The following is a 13,576-nucleotide window of genomic DNA, read 5'->3' as shown; positions in this document are numbered from 1 at the left end:
CCCGCGCAAGGCTTATATGCATCGGATTTTTGCCTCTTTTTACATGGAGGCGATGGTAAACGTTCATACTAATAGAAAAAGGAGCGAAGCGGATGACACAGCAATATATCGTTCAGCCGAAGAAAGGGCTCGGCCTGAAGCTGAAAAAGGGCCAGATTTTGAAGGTGGTTGATGTAGAGGGGCAGCAGGTTGCTGATTTTGTGGCGTACCACGCAAAGGATTTTTATGAGCATCTTGATCAGGGAGCGACCATTGATGCCAATCATTCTATTCATGTGAAGGTCAACGATCATATTTACTCTAATTTGTATAAACCGATGCTGACGCTCATTGAGGATACAGTCGGCAAGCATGACCTGCTTCTGCCGGCCTGCCGTCCTGATATGAACAGGCTGTTATACGGAAAACAAAAGGACGAGTTCCAGGATACGTGTTATGACAATATGAACCGGGCGCTTGAGCAGTTCGGCGTGCCGAAGCCGCATATGCATTATCCGTTTGCGATTTTTATGAATACCGTTCTGGATGAGAAGGGGAACCTGTCTGTGGAAACGCCGCTGTCAAATGCCGGGGATTACGTCAGACTCAGAGCGGAGATGGATTTGGTTGTCGCGTTTTCTTCCTGCCCGATTGAAAAAGGAAAGTGCAATGGCGACAGTGTGACGTCCATACGGGTTGAAGTCAGCTGATCTCTCTTATTCACTATGAAATAAGACCTGTGCTATAGTTAATATGGATACATAACAGTCATGATTCATTTTCATTGATTCGGGGAAATGAACAGTAAGAAACAAGCGAAAATGTACAGGAGGAATGATTGGGATGAGCATGCAGGAAAAGATTATGCGTGAATTACATGTGAAACCCTCAATTGATCCAAAGCAAGAAATTGAGGACAGAGTCAATTTTTTAAAACAATATGTAAAGAAAACCGGCGCTAAAGGACTTGTGCTTGGCATCAGCGGCGGACAGGATTCAACACTTGCGGGAAGACTTGCTCAGCTTGCGGTGGAAAGCATTCGCGAGGAGGGCGGAGATGCTCAATTTATCGCGGTCCGTCTTCCGCACGGCACACAGCAGGATGAAGATGATGCTCAGCTCGCTCTGAAATTCATCAAGCCGGATAAATCCTGGAAATTTGACATTCAATCAACAGTCAGCGCTTTTGCGGATCAATATCAGCAAGAGACAGGCGATAAGCTGACAGACTTTAATAAAGGAAACGTAAAAGCGAGAACGAGAATGATTGTTCAATACGCAATCGGCGGCCAAGAAGGCCTTCTTGTGATTGGAACAGACCATGCGGCCGAAGCCGTGACTGGTTTCTTTACGAAATACGGTGACGGAGGCGCAGATCTCCTGCCGCTGACAGGCTTAACAAAGCGCCAGGGAAGAAGCCTGCTGAAAGAGCTGGGTGCCCCAGAACGCTTATACTTAAAAGAACCGACTGCCGATCTGCTGGATGAAAAGCCGCAGCAGTCCGATGAAACTGAGCTTGGCATTTCCTACGATGAGATTGATGATTATCTCGAAGGAAAAGAAGTATCGGCGAAGGCGTCAGAAGCGCTGGAGAAACGCTTCAGCGTGACGGAGCATAAGCGCCAGGTCCCAGCTTCTATGTTTGATGACTGGTGGAAATAATATGATTAAAGCCCACTCTTGGAGTGGGCTTTTTATTTATTGATCCATTTGCATGTATCAGGGACATGGTTTCAAAACGTCTTTTATTTGATGCGGATATGATTCAGCTTCACCATCAATCTGTCGGTGAATCTTCGCAGTCTGCCTCTCGAATCAGGCTCAAGCGGCAGATTTGCTTGGGCAGCGATCGTTTCTGCGACCTGCTGGATAGACATTTGGTCTGTATGGAGATGTTCTGTGAAGAGGCTATCAGACAGGCTGTTGATGCAGCGGTCGATTTGTTTTGCGGCCCAGGAGTTTTTTCCTTCCGCTCTGGTGCGCAGGCGTTTCAGCAATGTTTCCTTTGAAGCCAGCAGGGTAAAGTGGTGAATGGTCCGGCCGTCCTGGCTCAGCCTGCTGATAATGTCATCGAAGTATTGATCGTTCGTAATGGTCATGGGCACAATGATGATGCCCTGATATGTATCTGACAAATAGGAAAGCATGCTGTAATTGAATTCCCGCCACAGAGGGTAGCTTTGAAAGTCATCTTTAGCGATATCCGGCGGTATCATCGAACGCATCGCAAACCCCATCTTTTCAGGATCATATACGTAAGACGGTTTCAGCCTTCTGTGCAGTTCAAACGCTGTTTGTGTCTTTCCGGAACCGAAAGCCCCATTTATCCAAATGATCATCATGATATCCCCCTTTTTGTTTATGATACAAAAAAAGACCCTTCGATCGAAGAGTCAGCGGGAAAAAACAGACGTATATTCGTGGAGCGATTCCTTAATATGCGTAAAGGCATGTTCTCCAAAATACTCAAGAGAAACAAAACCATCATATTGTCTGTTCATCAGCTCTTTTAAAAATGCTTTTTGATCGAGATCTCCTTGAAAAATCGGAGTTGGCTCGCTCAGATACCAGTTATCAAAGTTCCAGCGGTAGTTTTTCAAATGGATATGGCTGACCTTATGAAAGGTTTTTTCTAAAGCGGGCAGCTGGTCAATTCGGTTCACGTGCAGATTTGACCCGTCAAAAATCGTTCGGAGTCTCGGATGGCCGACATCCTTCAAAAATGTTAAAGCAGCTTCAGGTGTATCGGCATACGTATCATAGTGAATTTCCAGACCGATATTCACCTCATAGCCGTCTGCCATTTGGGCAGCCTGCTGGAATTGTTCAACCGCACGCAGCCATTTTTCCGGTGACGTTCTGTTTGACGCCTGATTGCCGGCAAATACGCGAATAAGCGGGCTGTGAAGCTGTCTCGCCGCCCGAAGCCCTTTTCTCACTGCTTCTTTTGTTTTTTCTTCTCCTTGTGTCACAAAATCGGTGTATAAGCTGACCGCGGGCACCTTCAGTTTATGCTGCTGCAGCAGGGTATAAAGGCTGTCCAGCGGCCCGAAGTCCTGTTCATACTGTTCGATGTGGCCGTACCACAAATCAATCCCGTCAAAGGACTGCTCCTTCGCAAAGGAAATGACGTCCATTACATTTTGCTTTTTACATCCGGTTGTACAAAAGCTTATTTTCATCTCACATCCCTCCCGTCATCTTTTTCCCTGATGAAAAACGGATAAACGCAGAGAGTGAAGGGAGGTTTAATCATTTAATGCTTTTTTGCGTCGAAGTGTTAAATTATTTCTGAAAATGTTGTACAATGAATGTCATCCGGCCAAGAAGGTGATTGAACGCAAAAAAGAAACGGAGCCGACTGCTCAAATACGACGTTTCGTCATGTTACATCTTTTATGCTGCATCACGGCTAATAACATCTTGACTGCGGAGCGGCAAACTCGTATAACGGAGCGGTTCTGTTAGCTTATTGTAGGAAAGCTTGAACGGCTGGCAATGAAATAGAGGACGCCCGAGCCGGTACCTATATAAATATTCGCAAAATCAGCATATAATGAAGATAAACTTTCATTCCTTAGGAGGATTTCGCCGAAGATGAACGCTAAACGAGCCATCCCAGTAAGAGAAAGAAATATCGTCCTGATTGGATTCATGGGTGTAGGAAAAACGACAATCGGCCAATTGGTCGCTAAGAAATTATATAGAGATTTTATCGATATTGACCAAGAAATCGAAAAGGATTTCAACATGTCGATCCCTGAGATGTTTGAAAAAAAAGGTGAGGACTTTTTCCGGAAAACAGAAAAAGAATATATCCTGAATCTATGTCACCATACAAGATTTAAAATTGTCTCACTTGGCGGAGGCTCTTTTAAACAAGAGGAAATCAGAAAGTGCTGTCTCGAACATTGTCTGGTGCTTCACCTCGATCTGTCCTGGGAGAACTGGAAGCAGCGCGCGGATTTGCTGATCGAAAGCCGTCCGGTGCTGCATAACCGGTCAATGGATGAAATGGAGCAGCTGTTTAACGAGAGAAAAGTCATCTATGACAAGCACAATTCAAAAGTGGAAACAGACAACCTTGCTCCTGAAGAGATTGCAGATTACATTGTGGAGACGCTAAAAATCGGTTGGGATCTTTATCAGCCAATGTAAAAGCCGTGCGGTATGCACGGCTTTTTTTATCGCTTCACGCCTTGGATCAATATCGCTTTTAAGCAAAAGGATTCAGGCTTTCCGTTTTGATTCAATTCGAGGCAAAAGGTGTCACGGGCTTCGTCAGACGCGTTGTTCAAATGGCTGATGATACGCTGTTCCCGATCGGCGGGGGTTCCGCCTCGTTTGATCCAGCTGTTGTATTCAATCGGCAAATTCCACTTTTGGATTTCTTCATAGCCAAGCTGGTTGGCCGTAAACATTGACTGCCATTCCGATAATGAACTTTCGCGTACGTGAGAAGGATCTCTGAGCCGGTTCAAATGATTGACAAACTCATCAAGATCAGGAGCTTCAGGCGCATAGTGATCGACCAGGAAAAACCGCCCGTTCTTTTTCAGCACGCGTGCAACTTCACTGACGGCTTGATGAACATTGGAAAAGTGGTGAGCCGCATATCGGCAGGTGATGACATCAAATGAATCGTCAGGGAAAGGAAGCTCCTCTGCCGTTCCTTTCTGAAAGTGTACATTGCCAGCGCCTTTTTCTTTCGCAAAAGATGAAGCGACGTCAACCATTTCTTGCGTCGCATCAATGCCGATGCATTCTTGGACGTAAGGGGCAAAAGCCAGCGCTGTATGGCCCGCTCCCGCTCCGACATCAAGCACTCGCTGCTCTGCACGGCATTCCGCAGTTTTGATCAGCATCGCTAAATCTTCACCCTCAGCAAATACCTTCTCATCACGGTACATCTCAGCATTTTTCGAAAACGGAGTTTCATTTGGCAAGTGAACCATCTCCTTCATTTTTGGTGGTGATATGGATTATGTTAGCAATGTCTGTTATGATTCGTCCAAGATATAAAAATGATGAATTCGATAGTTTCAACCTATGGAGGCTGAAATGGATATTAAAGTGATGGAATATGCTGCGGAAATTGCTCGCCGACAGAGCTTTACAAAAGCGGCGAAGCACCTTCATATCGCCCAGCCTTCTCTCAGCCAGCAAATCAAAAAGCTGGAGATGGAACTTGGGCTTACTCTTTTTCACAGGTCACACGGCTCTGTTACGCTGACACCGCACGGCCGCCGTTTTATTGAAAAGGCTGAGGACATCATTCTATCAAGGGATGACTTGCTGCGGGAGATGCAGGAGCGTTCTCAAGGACTGGGACACAAGCTTTCGATCGGGATTCCGGCTGTAACAGGGAGATATATTTTTCCTCCGCTGCTGAAGCAGTTTTTGGCGCGTTATCCCCGTGTGGAGGTTCAGCTTATCGAAAAAGACCCGGCTGCCTTAGAGGAGATGACGGCAAAGGGAGAGGTTGATCTTTCTGTTTTATCCTTGCCGATTGAGGATGAGAGGCTCTCCATCGAACCCTTGCTGACGGAGCCGATTGTTCTTGCCGTACCAAAGGAAAAACAAAGGTGGATGCCGCCTGACATGACTGCACTGATTGATAAAGCGCTGGAAAGAGAGGGGTGCCGGCCGCCGTGCGTGCCGCTTGAGATGGCAAAGCACGTTCCTTTTATTTTGCTGAAGGAGGGCTACGGTTTTCGCCGGACGGTACTTGACCTATGTGCGGAAAGCGGCTTTAAGCCACACGCGGCGTTTAAAACGAGCCACATCGAAACCGCGCAATCCCTTGTGGCAAACGGTTTGGGGGTAACACTGGCGCCAAATATGGTCAAAAGAGACAAAGACCCGGGTGTCATCTATTTATCTCTTCAATCCGCGCCTTCACGCACTCTGGTTTTTGTATTTTTAAAGAACCGCTATGTCAGTCTGACCGCTCAGGCCTTTATGGAACTGAGCCGGGAATCGGTTAAACAAACGTTTGATCAAGAAGAGTGAATATGGTGTTCAAGGATAGAAGGATATTCATCACAAGAACAAATGCACGTCGAGGGAGTGAATCAGAAAACAGATGTTAAAAAATTTAGAAAATAGATTCAAAACGTGATAGTATAGAATAACTAAATCTTATTAAACAAAGGAGAATAATCGGAAATGCAACTATTCGATATGCCGTTCGACCAATTGCAAACGTATAAGCCTGACAAAACTGCCCAAAAAGATTTTTCTGAGTTTTGGAAATCCTCTTTGAATGAGCTTGCCAAAGTTCCAGCAGTTCCTGACTTACAGCCGGTTGATTATCCTGCTGACGGGGTAAAGGTATACCGCCTCACATATAAAAGTTTTGGGAATGCCAGCATTGCCGGATGGTATGCGGTGCCTGACAAAGAAGGCCCGCATCCGGCGATCGTGAAATATCACGGCTACAATGCAAGCTATGACGGAGAAATTCATGAAATGGTCAATTGGGCGCTGCACGGATACGCTGCGTTCGGCATGCTTGTCCGCGGCCAGCAGGGCAGCGAGGATACCAGTATTTCTCCGCACGGACACGCATTGGGCTGGATGACGAAAGGAATTCTTGATAAAGATACATACTACTACCGGGGAGTTTATTTGGACGCCGTCCGCGCGCTTGAGGTCATCAGCAGCTTTGATGAAGTCGACAAAACGAGAATCGGCGTGACGGGCGGAAGCCAGGGCGGAGGCTTAACCATTGCGGCCGCGGCTCTGTCAGATATTCCGAAAGCCGCTGTTGCTGATTATCCTTATTTAAGCAATTTCGATCGGGCCATCGATGTGGCGCTTGAACAGCCGTATCTCGAAATCAATTCCTTCTTCAGAAGAAATGGCAGCCCGGAAACAGAAGAGCGGGCCATGAATACACTAACGTATTTCGATATTATGAATCTGGCTGACAGGGTGAAGGTGCCTGTACTGATGTCGATCGGGCTGATTGACAAGGTTACGCCGCCTTCTACTGTGTTTGCGGCCTATAACCATCTGGAGACAGAAAAAGAGCTGAAGGTGTACCGCTACTTTGGGCATGAGTATATCCCTGCCTTTCAAACGGAAAAGCTTGCCTTCTTTAAGCAGCATCTTAAAGGCTGACAGACGTGAAGAGCCGCCGCATCATCGGGCGGTTTTTTTCTGCAAACAGCCGGAATGAGAAAAGACGGGAGACGAATATATATGAAACAAAGAATCATTGATGAACTAAAACGAATTGAGCAGGAATACAGCGTTAAAATCGTGTATGCCGTTGAATCAGGGAGCCGTGCTTGGGGATTCCCGTCGCAAGACAGCGATTATGATGTCCGCTTTATTTATGTGCCGAAAAAGGAATGGTATTTTTCAATCGAGCAGGAGCGGGATGTCATTGAAGAGCCGATCCACGATTTGCTGGATATCAGCGGCTGGGAACTGAGAAAAACGCTGCGTCTTTTCAAAAAATCAAACCCTCCGCTGCTTGAGTGGCTGTCCTCGGACATTGTGTATTACGAAGCTTTTACGACCGCAGAGCAGCTGAGAAAGCTGCGAAGCACAGCGTTTAAGCCTGAAGCCAGTGTGTATCACTATATCAATATGGCAAAAAGAAACGTCAAGGATTACCTGCAAGGGCAAGAGGTGAAAATCAAAAAGTATTTTTACGTGCTGCGGCCGATACTGGCGTGCAAGTGGATTGAAAAGCACGGAACCATTCCGCCGATGGATTTTACTGTTTTGATGAATGAATTGATTACGGAACCCGAACTGAGAGCAGAGATGGAAACCTTGCTTGAGCGCAAAAGAAAAGGTGAAGAACTGGATCTAGAAGCAAGAATTCATGTGATTCACCAATTCATTGAAACGGAGATTGAAAGGATTATGGAGGCAGCGAAAACGCTGAAAATCATCAAAAAAGATATCACTCCTGAGTTGAATCGTCTGCTTTTGAATACTGTTGAAGAAGTGTGGAATGATGGAGGAAGCTGATGTTTACTGTCGCTTCCTCTCTCCATTTTTCGACAGGAAGTCCCCCGACTTTCTAACTATCTGATTGTGAGAAACCCACAAAAATAATCAGAATCTTTGTATTTTGAGAATATTGTGAACGGTGGTTTTGTCCATTTACAATAAACTCATACAAATACTTCTTAGATTGCGGGGTGTTGAGGTTGGAAGTGATCACAAGAGATTTTTTCTTATTTTTATCCAAAAGCGGCTTTCTCAATAAGATGGCGAGAAACTGGGGAAGCCGGGTGGCAGCGGGTAAAATTATCGGCGGGAATGATTTTAACAGTTCAATCCCGACAATTCGACAGCTTAACAGCCAAGGCTTGTCAGTTACTGTCGATCATTTAGGCGAGTTTGTGAACAGCGCCGAGGTCGCAAGGGAACGCACGGAAGAATGCATCCAAACCATTGAGACTATTGCGGATCAGCAGCTGAACTCACACGTTTCTTTAAAGATGACGTCTTTAGGTCTCGATATAGATATGGATCTGGTGTATGAAAATATGACGAAAATCGTCCAGACGGCCGAGAAGCATAAAGTCATGGTCACCATAGACATGGAAGACGAGGTCAGATGCCAGAAAACGCTTGATATTTTCAAGGATTTCAGAAGGAAATACGAGTATGTAAGCACGGTGTTACAGGCCTATCTGTACCGGACGGAAAACGATATTGACGATTTGGATTCTTTGAAACCGTTCCTTCGTCTTGTAAAAGGAGCATATAAGGAATCAGAGAAAGTGGCTTTTCCGGAAAAAAGCGATGTCGATGAGAACTACAAAAAAATCATCCGAAAGCAGCTCTTAAATGGTCACTACACAGCGATTGCGACACATGATGATAAAATGATCGATTATACAAAGCAGCTTGCCAGGGAAAACGGCATTTCCAATGACATGTTTGAATTCCAGATGCTGTACGGCATGCGGTCGCAAACCCAGCTCAGCCTCGTAAAAGAAGGTTATAACATGAGAGTCTACCTGCCTTACGGAGAGGATTGGTACGGCTACTTTATGAGACGCCTGGCAGAACGTCCGTCAAACATTGCATTTGCTTTCAAAGGAATGACGAAGAAGTAAAAAAGGAGAGATTACAATGACAACACCTTACAAACATGAACCATTCACAAATTTCCAAGACCAAAACAACGTAGAAGCGTTTAAAAAAGCGCTTGCGACAGTAAACGAATATTTAGGAAAAGACTATCCGCTTGTCATCAACGGTGAAAGAGTGGAAACAGAAGCGAAGATCGTTTCCATTAACCCGGCTAATAAAGAAGAGGTAGTCGGCAGAGTCTCAAAAGCTTCTCAAGAGCACGCTGAGCAAGCAATTGAAGCTGCGGCTAAAGCCTTTGAAGAGTGGAGATACACGTCTCCGGAAGAAAGAGCGGCTGTCCTGTTCCGCGCGGCTGCCAAAGTCCGCAACAGAAAGCATGAATTCTCCGCTTTGCTCGTGAAAGAAGCAGGGAAGCCTTGGAACGAGGCTGATGCTGATACTGCTGAAGCGATTGACTTCATGGAATATTATGCACGCCAAATGATTGAACTGGCAAAAGGAAAACCGGTCAACAGCCGTGAAGGCGAGAAAAACCAATATGTATACACGCCGACTGGCGTAACAGTCGTTATTCCGCCTTGGAACTTCTTGTTCGCGATTATGGCGGGAACAACAGTAGCACCGATCGTTACCGGTAACACAGTTGTTCTTAAACCTGCGAGCGCAACGCCTGTCATTGCTGCGAAATTCGTTGAGGTTCTTGAAGAATCCGGTCTGCCAAAAGGCGTTGTCAACTTTGTTCCTGGAAGCGGAGCGGAAGTCGGTGACTACCTTGTTGATCATCCAAAAACAAGCCTTATCACGTTTACGGGATCAAGAGAAGTCGGTACGAGAATCTTCGAACGTGCGGCAAAAGTTCAGCCAGGCCAGCAGCACTTAAAACGTGTTATCGCTGAAATGGGCGGTAAGGATACAGTTGTAGTGGATGAGGATGCGGACATTGAATTGGCGGCTCAATCCATCTTTACATCTGCATTCGGCTTTGCGGGCCAAAAATGTTCTGCGGGTTCACGTGCTGTTGTCCATGAAAAAGTGTATGATCAAGTATTAGAGCGCGTTATTGAAATTACAGAATCTAAAGTAACGGCAAGCCCTGACAGCGCAGATGTTTACATGGGACCTGTCATTGACCAGGGTTCTTATGATAAAATTATGAGTTATATTGAGATTGGAAAAGAGGAAGGCCGATTAGTAAGCGGCGGCACTGGTGATGATTCAAAAGGATTCTTCATCAAACCGACGATCTTCGCTGACCTTGAACCAAAAGCAAGACTCATGCAGGAAGAAATTTTCGGGCCTGTTGTCGCTTTCTCTAAAGTATCAAGCTTTGATGAAGCATTAGAAGTGGCCAACAATACTGAGTACGGTTTAACGGGAGCGGTGATCACAAACAACCGCAAGCACATTGAGCGTGCAAAACAAGAATTCCATGTTGGAAATCTGTACTTTAACCGTAACTGTACAGGAGCCATCGTCGGCTACCATCCGTTCGGCGGCTTCAAAATGTCCGGCACAGATTCAAAAGCCGGCGGTCCGGATTACCTGGCACTGCACATGCAGGCAAAAACAATCAGTGAAATGTTCTAAAGCGGGACTAAATGGGCATCCTCCCTGCGGGGGTGTCCATTTCATCCATATACTATAAAAAAGAGGAGGAAGTGCCATAGAAAACACACAGCTGATTATTTCAATTTGTATTTATATGGCGGGGATGCTGCTGATCGGCTACTTTGCCTACAAACGTACGTCAAACCTGACGGATTACATGCTGGGAGGACGTTCCTTAGGTCCGGCTGTAACCGCTCTCAGTGCGGGAGCTGCCGATATGAGCGGCTGGCTGCTGATGGGGCTTCCGGGCGCCATGTTTTCAACTGGACTAAGCGGCGTTTGGATTGTGTTCGGGCTTTGCCTTGGAGCATGGGCAAACTGGCTCTACGTCGCGCCGCGGCTGAGAACATATACAGAAAAAGCGGGGAATTCGATTACGATTCCCGGATTCCTTGAAAATCGTTTCGGAGATCAAACAAAGCTCCTCAGACTGTTTTCAGGAATTGTCATTTTAGTCTTTTTCACATTTTATGTATCGTCCGGAATGGTGTCCGGCGGCGTCTTATTCAACAGCATCTTGGGGATGAATTATCACACCGGCTTGTGGATTGTGACTGGTGTTGTTGTCGCGTACACCCTGTTTGGGGGCTTTCTGGCTGTTAGCTGGACAGATTTTGTTCAGGGGATCATTATGTTTGCAGCACTTATTCTCGTTCCTATCGTTACGTTTTTCCACACCGGGGGAATAGGTGATACAACTGCTGAGATCCGCTCTGTGGACCCTGATATGTTTAATATTTTTAAAGGAACCAGTGTTCTTGGCATCATTTCATTGTTTGCCTGGGGCTTGGGCTACTTCGGCCAGCCGCATATCATTGTGCGCTTTATGGCGATTACGTCTGTCAAAGAGATCAAAAGAGCGCGCAGAATCGGAATGGGATGGATGATTCTTTCGGCAGCCGGCGCAGTGCTGACAGGTTTGGGCGGTATCGCTTATTACCATCAGCGGGGCATGACATTGAAGGACCCGGAGACGATTTTTATTCAATTAGGAAACATTTTGTTCCACCCAATTATCACAGGTTTTCTGATTTCTGCGATTTTAGCGGCCATCATGAGTACGATTTCCTCCCAGCTGCTTGTCACATCAAGCTCTTTGGTAGAGGATTTGTATAAGTCGATGTTCCGGCGCTCAGCTTCTGATAAAGAACTGGTGTTTTTAGGGCGTCTGGCTGTGCTGGCTGTTTCAATTGTCGCGTTAGTTATGGCATGGGAGAAAAACAATACCATCCTTGGATTGGTCAGCTACGCGTGGGCGGGCTTCGGTGCATCTTTCGGACCGGTTGTACTGCTCAGTTTATTTTGGAAACGAATGACCAAATGGGGGGCACTCGCCGGCATGATTGTAGGGGCAGCGACTGTAATCATTTGGGCGAATGCCGGTCTTTCGGGCTTTCTGTATGAAATGATACCTGGTTTTGCTGCGAGTCTATTATCTGTCTATATCGTCAGCGTATTGACGCAGGCTCCGTCACAAGAAGTGACAGACCAGTTTAAAGACTACCAAGATACGATGTCACAATAAAGATCGAAAGGAGGAGGAAGGGGATATCCCTTTTTCCTCTTTTCTCCTTTTAAGACCGCTGTGTTTTCTTTTGGAAACAAACGTATTTTTTTCTATACAAAAAGACCCCGTATGGATATGATTAAAGTAAAAAAAGTATAGGAGAAAAAAGGTATGGAAGAGCTTTTAGAGAGAGTTTTTTCATTTTCAGATGTTGATAAGCTGATTGACTTTATCAGCTATGAACTGCAAAAACCAGTGATACTGGAAAGCGCGGATTTCTTTTTGTTAGCCTACAATTCTTACTATATTAACCATTTTGATTCTGCGAACCAGCAGACTATTTTTTCAAAAAAGTGTCCGGTTCAGATTTTTGAGAGGTTTTTGAAGGACGGGATCATTGAAAAGCTGAAAACAGAACCTGAGCCTTTTCGCGTCAATAAAATTGAGAGCATTGGGTTAAATCAGAGAGTAGTCGTGAGTGCGAAGCATAAAGGGGAAGTCATGGGCTACATCTGGATTCAGGAACTGGATCGTGATCTGACAGACGAAGAGCTCGATTTTTTGTACGAGACCTCCTTCCATGTCGGAAAAATTATTTATAAAGCGAACAAGCTGAAACAGGAAAAGGAAGAAAGAGCTGAGGACCTCATCAAACGGGCTATCTATCAGCAATTTATTTCTGAAAAGGAGCTCAGGCGCGAAGCTGAGAGAATCAACACTGTGCTGCCTTCTGTGTTTTCAGTTGTCATCCTGCACGCCGCGAATGGGGATGGGGAAGCGGTGGAAGATTTAAAGGAAAATATCAGGTCTTACCTGAATTTGCGGGATAAAGTCAGTCATGTCTTAACGATAGAATCCAATATTGTCATCGTCGTAGCGAGTTTTTCCCAAAAAAGCTCCGCCTCCTCAGCAGCTGCTGAATTCATTAACAAGCTGTTAACACATTTTCACTTTCAAAAAATTCCTACCCCTATCTATATCGGTATCGGAAACGAATATGACCACATCTTAAAACTTGGCAAAAGTTATACAGAAGCATTGGAAGTCATTAAAGCCGCAGAAATAACCGGCAACCAGGAAAACATTCCATATGAATATGAGAAGCTCGGTATTTATCGTTATTTAGAAAGCATTGAACAGAAAAATGACTTTTTGGAATACGAGAATAAGGATTTGGCTTTACTTAAAGCGAAAGACCAAGAAAGCAGCACCGAGCTGCTGAAGACGCTGGAAATCTATCTCCTCAACAACTGCAAAACAAAACCAGCCGCAGAACAGCTGTTTATTCACCAAAACACATTAAATTACCGCATCAAGCAGATTCTTGAAATGACATCCATCGATTTAAGCGATTTCAGAACGCGATGCCAGCTCTATCTTGATTTGATGCTGATGAAAAAGAAATAAAAAAAGAAA

13 protein-coding genes are annotated in these 13,576 nt (G+C 45.4%); 10 read left to right on the top strand and 3 right to left on the bottom strand.

Translation table 11 applies throughout. The annotated features are described in order from the left end of the window. The first annotated feature begins 92 nt into the window (after window positions 1-92). Complete coding sequence (locus tag CJU60_RS17400; RefSeq protein WP_044161986.1) at window positions 93-689, top strand: DUF1989 domain-containing protein; 597 nt, start codon at window positions 93-95, stop codon at window positions 687-689. A gap of 133 nt (window positions 690-822) precedes the next feature. Beyond that, entirely contained in the window at window positions 823-1,641 is an 819-nt protein-coding gene (nadE, locus tag CJU60_RS17395) for an ammonia-dependent NAD(+) synthetase (RefSeq protein WP_095714447.1), read from the top strand. Window positions 1,642-1,724: 83 nt separating this feature from the next. Here nadE and tmrB read toward each other — a convergent pair whose 3' ends face one another. Both tmrB and CJU60_RS17385 read right to left on the bottom strand, forming a co-directional pair. Next, on the bottom strand, window positions 1,725-2,318 hold the full coding sequence (tmrB, locus tag CJU60_RS17390) for a tunicamycin resistance ATP-binding TmrB (RefSeq protein ID WP_095714446.1): 594 nt from the start codon (window positions 2,316-2,318) through the stop codon (window positions 1,725-1,727). 54 nt (window positions 2,319-2,372) lie between these two features. Continuing rightward, window positions 2,373-3,161, bottom strand: coding sequence for a sugar phosphate isomerase/epimerase family protein (locus CJU60_RS17385; RefSeq protein ID WP_095714445.1), 789 nt, complete (start codon window positions 3,159-3,161; stop codon window positions 2,373-2,375). A gap of 415 nt (window positions 3,162-3,576) precedes the next feature. Between CJU60_RS17385 and CJU60_RS17380 the strand changes: the two genes are divergently transcribed. After that, entirely contained in the window at window positions 3,577-4,137 is a 561-nt protein-coding gene (locus tag CJU60_RS17380; protein ID WP_024120152.1) for a shikimate kinase, read from the top strand. 26 nt (window positions 4,138-4,163) lie between these two features. Here the strand turns inward: CJU60_RS17380 and CJU60_RS17375 are convergent, their stop codons facing one another. Then, window positions 4,164-4,925, bottom strand: coding sequence for a class I SAM-dependent methyltransferase (locus CJU60_RS17375; RefSeq protein ID WP_095714444.1), 762 nt, complete (start codon window positions 4,923-4,925; stop codon window positions 4,164-4,166). Window positions 4,926-5,040: 115 nt separating this feature from the next. Here CJU60_RS17375 and CJU60_RS17370 point away from each other — a divergent pair, with 115 nt between their 5' ends. The 7 genes from CJU60_RS17370 (at window position 5,041) to putR (ending at window position 13,567) form a co-directional block, all read left to right on the top strand. Further along, complete coding sequence (locus tag CJU60_RS17370; protein ID WP_095714443.1) at window positions 5,041-5,991, top strand: LysR family transcriptional regulator; 951 nt, start codon at window positions 5,041-5,043, stop codon at window positions 5,989-5,991. A gap of 156 nt (window positions 5,992-6,147) precedes the next feature. Beyond that, entirely contained in the window at window positions 6,148-7,104 is a 957-nt protein-coding gene (gene cah / locus CJU60_RS17365; protein ID WP_095714442.1) for a cephalosporin C deacetylase, read from the top strand. An 81-nt stretch (window positions 7,105-7,185) separates the two neighbouring features. After that, window positions 7,186-7,968: a nucleotidyltransferase domain-containing protein gene (locus CJU60_RS17360; protein WP_024120156.1), complete on the top strand. Its 783-nt coding sequence runs from the start codon at window positions 7,186-7,188 to the stop codon at window positions 7,966-7,968. Between the two features lie 188 nt (window positions 7,969-8,156). Next, entirely contained in the window at window positions 8,157-9,068 is a 912-nt protein-coding gene (gene putB / locus CJU60_RS17355) for a proline dehydrogenase PutB (RefSeq protein WP_081638229.1), read from the top strand. A gap of 16 nt (window positions 9,069-9,084) precedes the next feature. Then, complete coding sequence (gene pruA / locus CJU60_RS17350; protein ID WP_044161972.1) at window positions 9,085-10,632, top strand: L-glutamate gamma-semialdehyde dehydrogenase; 1,548 nt, start codon at window positions 9,085-9,087, stop codon at window positions 10,630-10,632. 91 nt (window positions 10,633-10,723) lie between these two features. After that, window positions 10,724-12,178, top strand: a complete 1,455-nt coding sequence (gene putP, locus CJU60_RS17345) for a sodium/proline symporter PutP (protein WP_095714441.1) — start codon at window positions 10,724-10,726, stop codon at window positions 12,176-12,178. A gap of 153 nt (window positions 12,179-12,331) precedes the next feature. Further along, the gene (gene putR, locus CJU60_RS17340; protein ID WP_010332961.1) at window positions 12,332-13,567 is read left to right on the top strand and encodes a proline utilization transcriptional regulator PutR; all 1,236 of its coding nucleotides are present in this window, start codon (window positions 12,332-12,334) and stop codon (window positions 13,565-13,567) included. The last annotated feature ends 9 nt before the right edge of the window (window positions 13,568-13,576 follow it).

The organism is Bacillus sp. 7705b (assembly GCF_002289525.1).
In the GTDB taxonomy this organism is placed as follows: domain Bacteria; phylum Bacillota; class Bacilli; order Bacillales; family Bacillaceae; genus Bacillus; species Bacillus halotolerans.
Note: the sequence above shows the minus strand (reverse complement) of the source record. Positions and strands in the feature narration are given on the sequence as shown.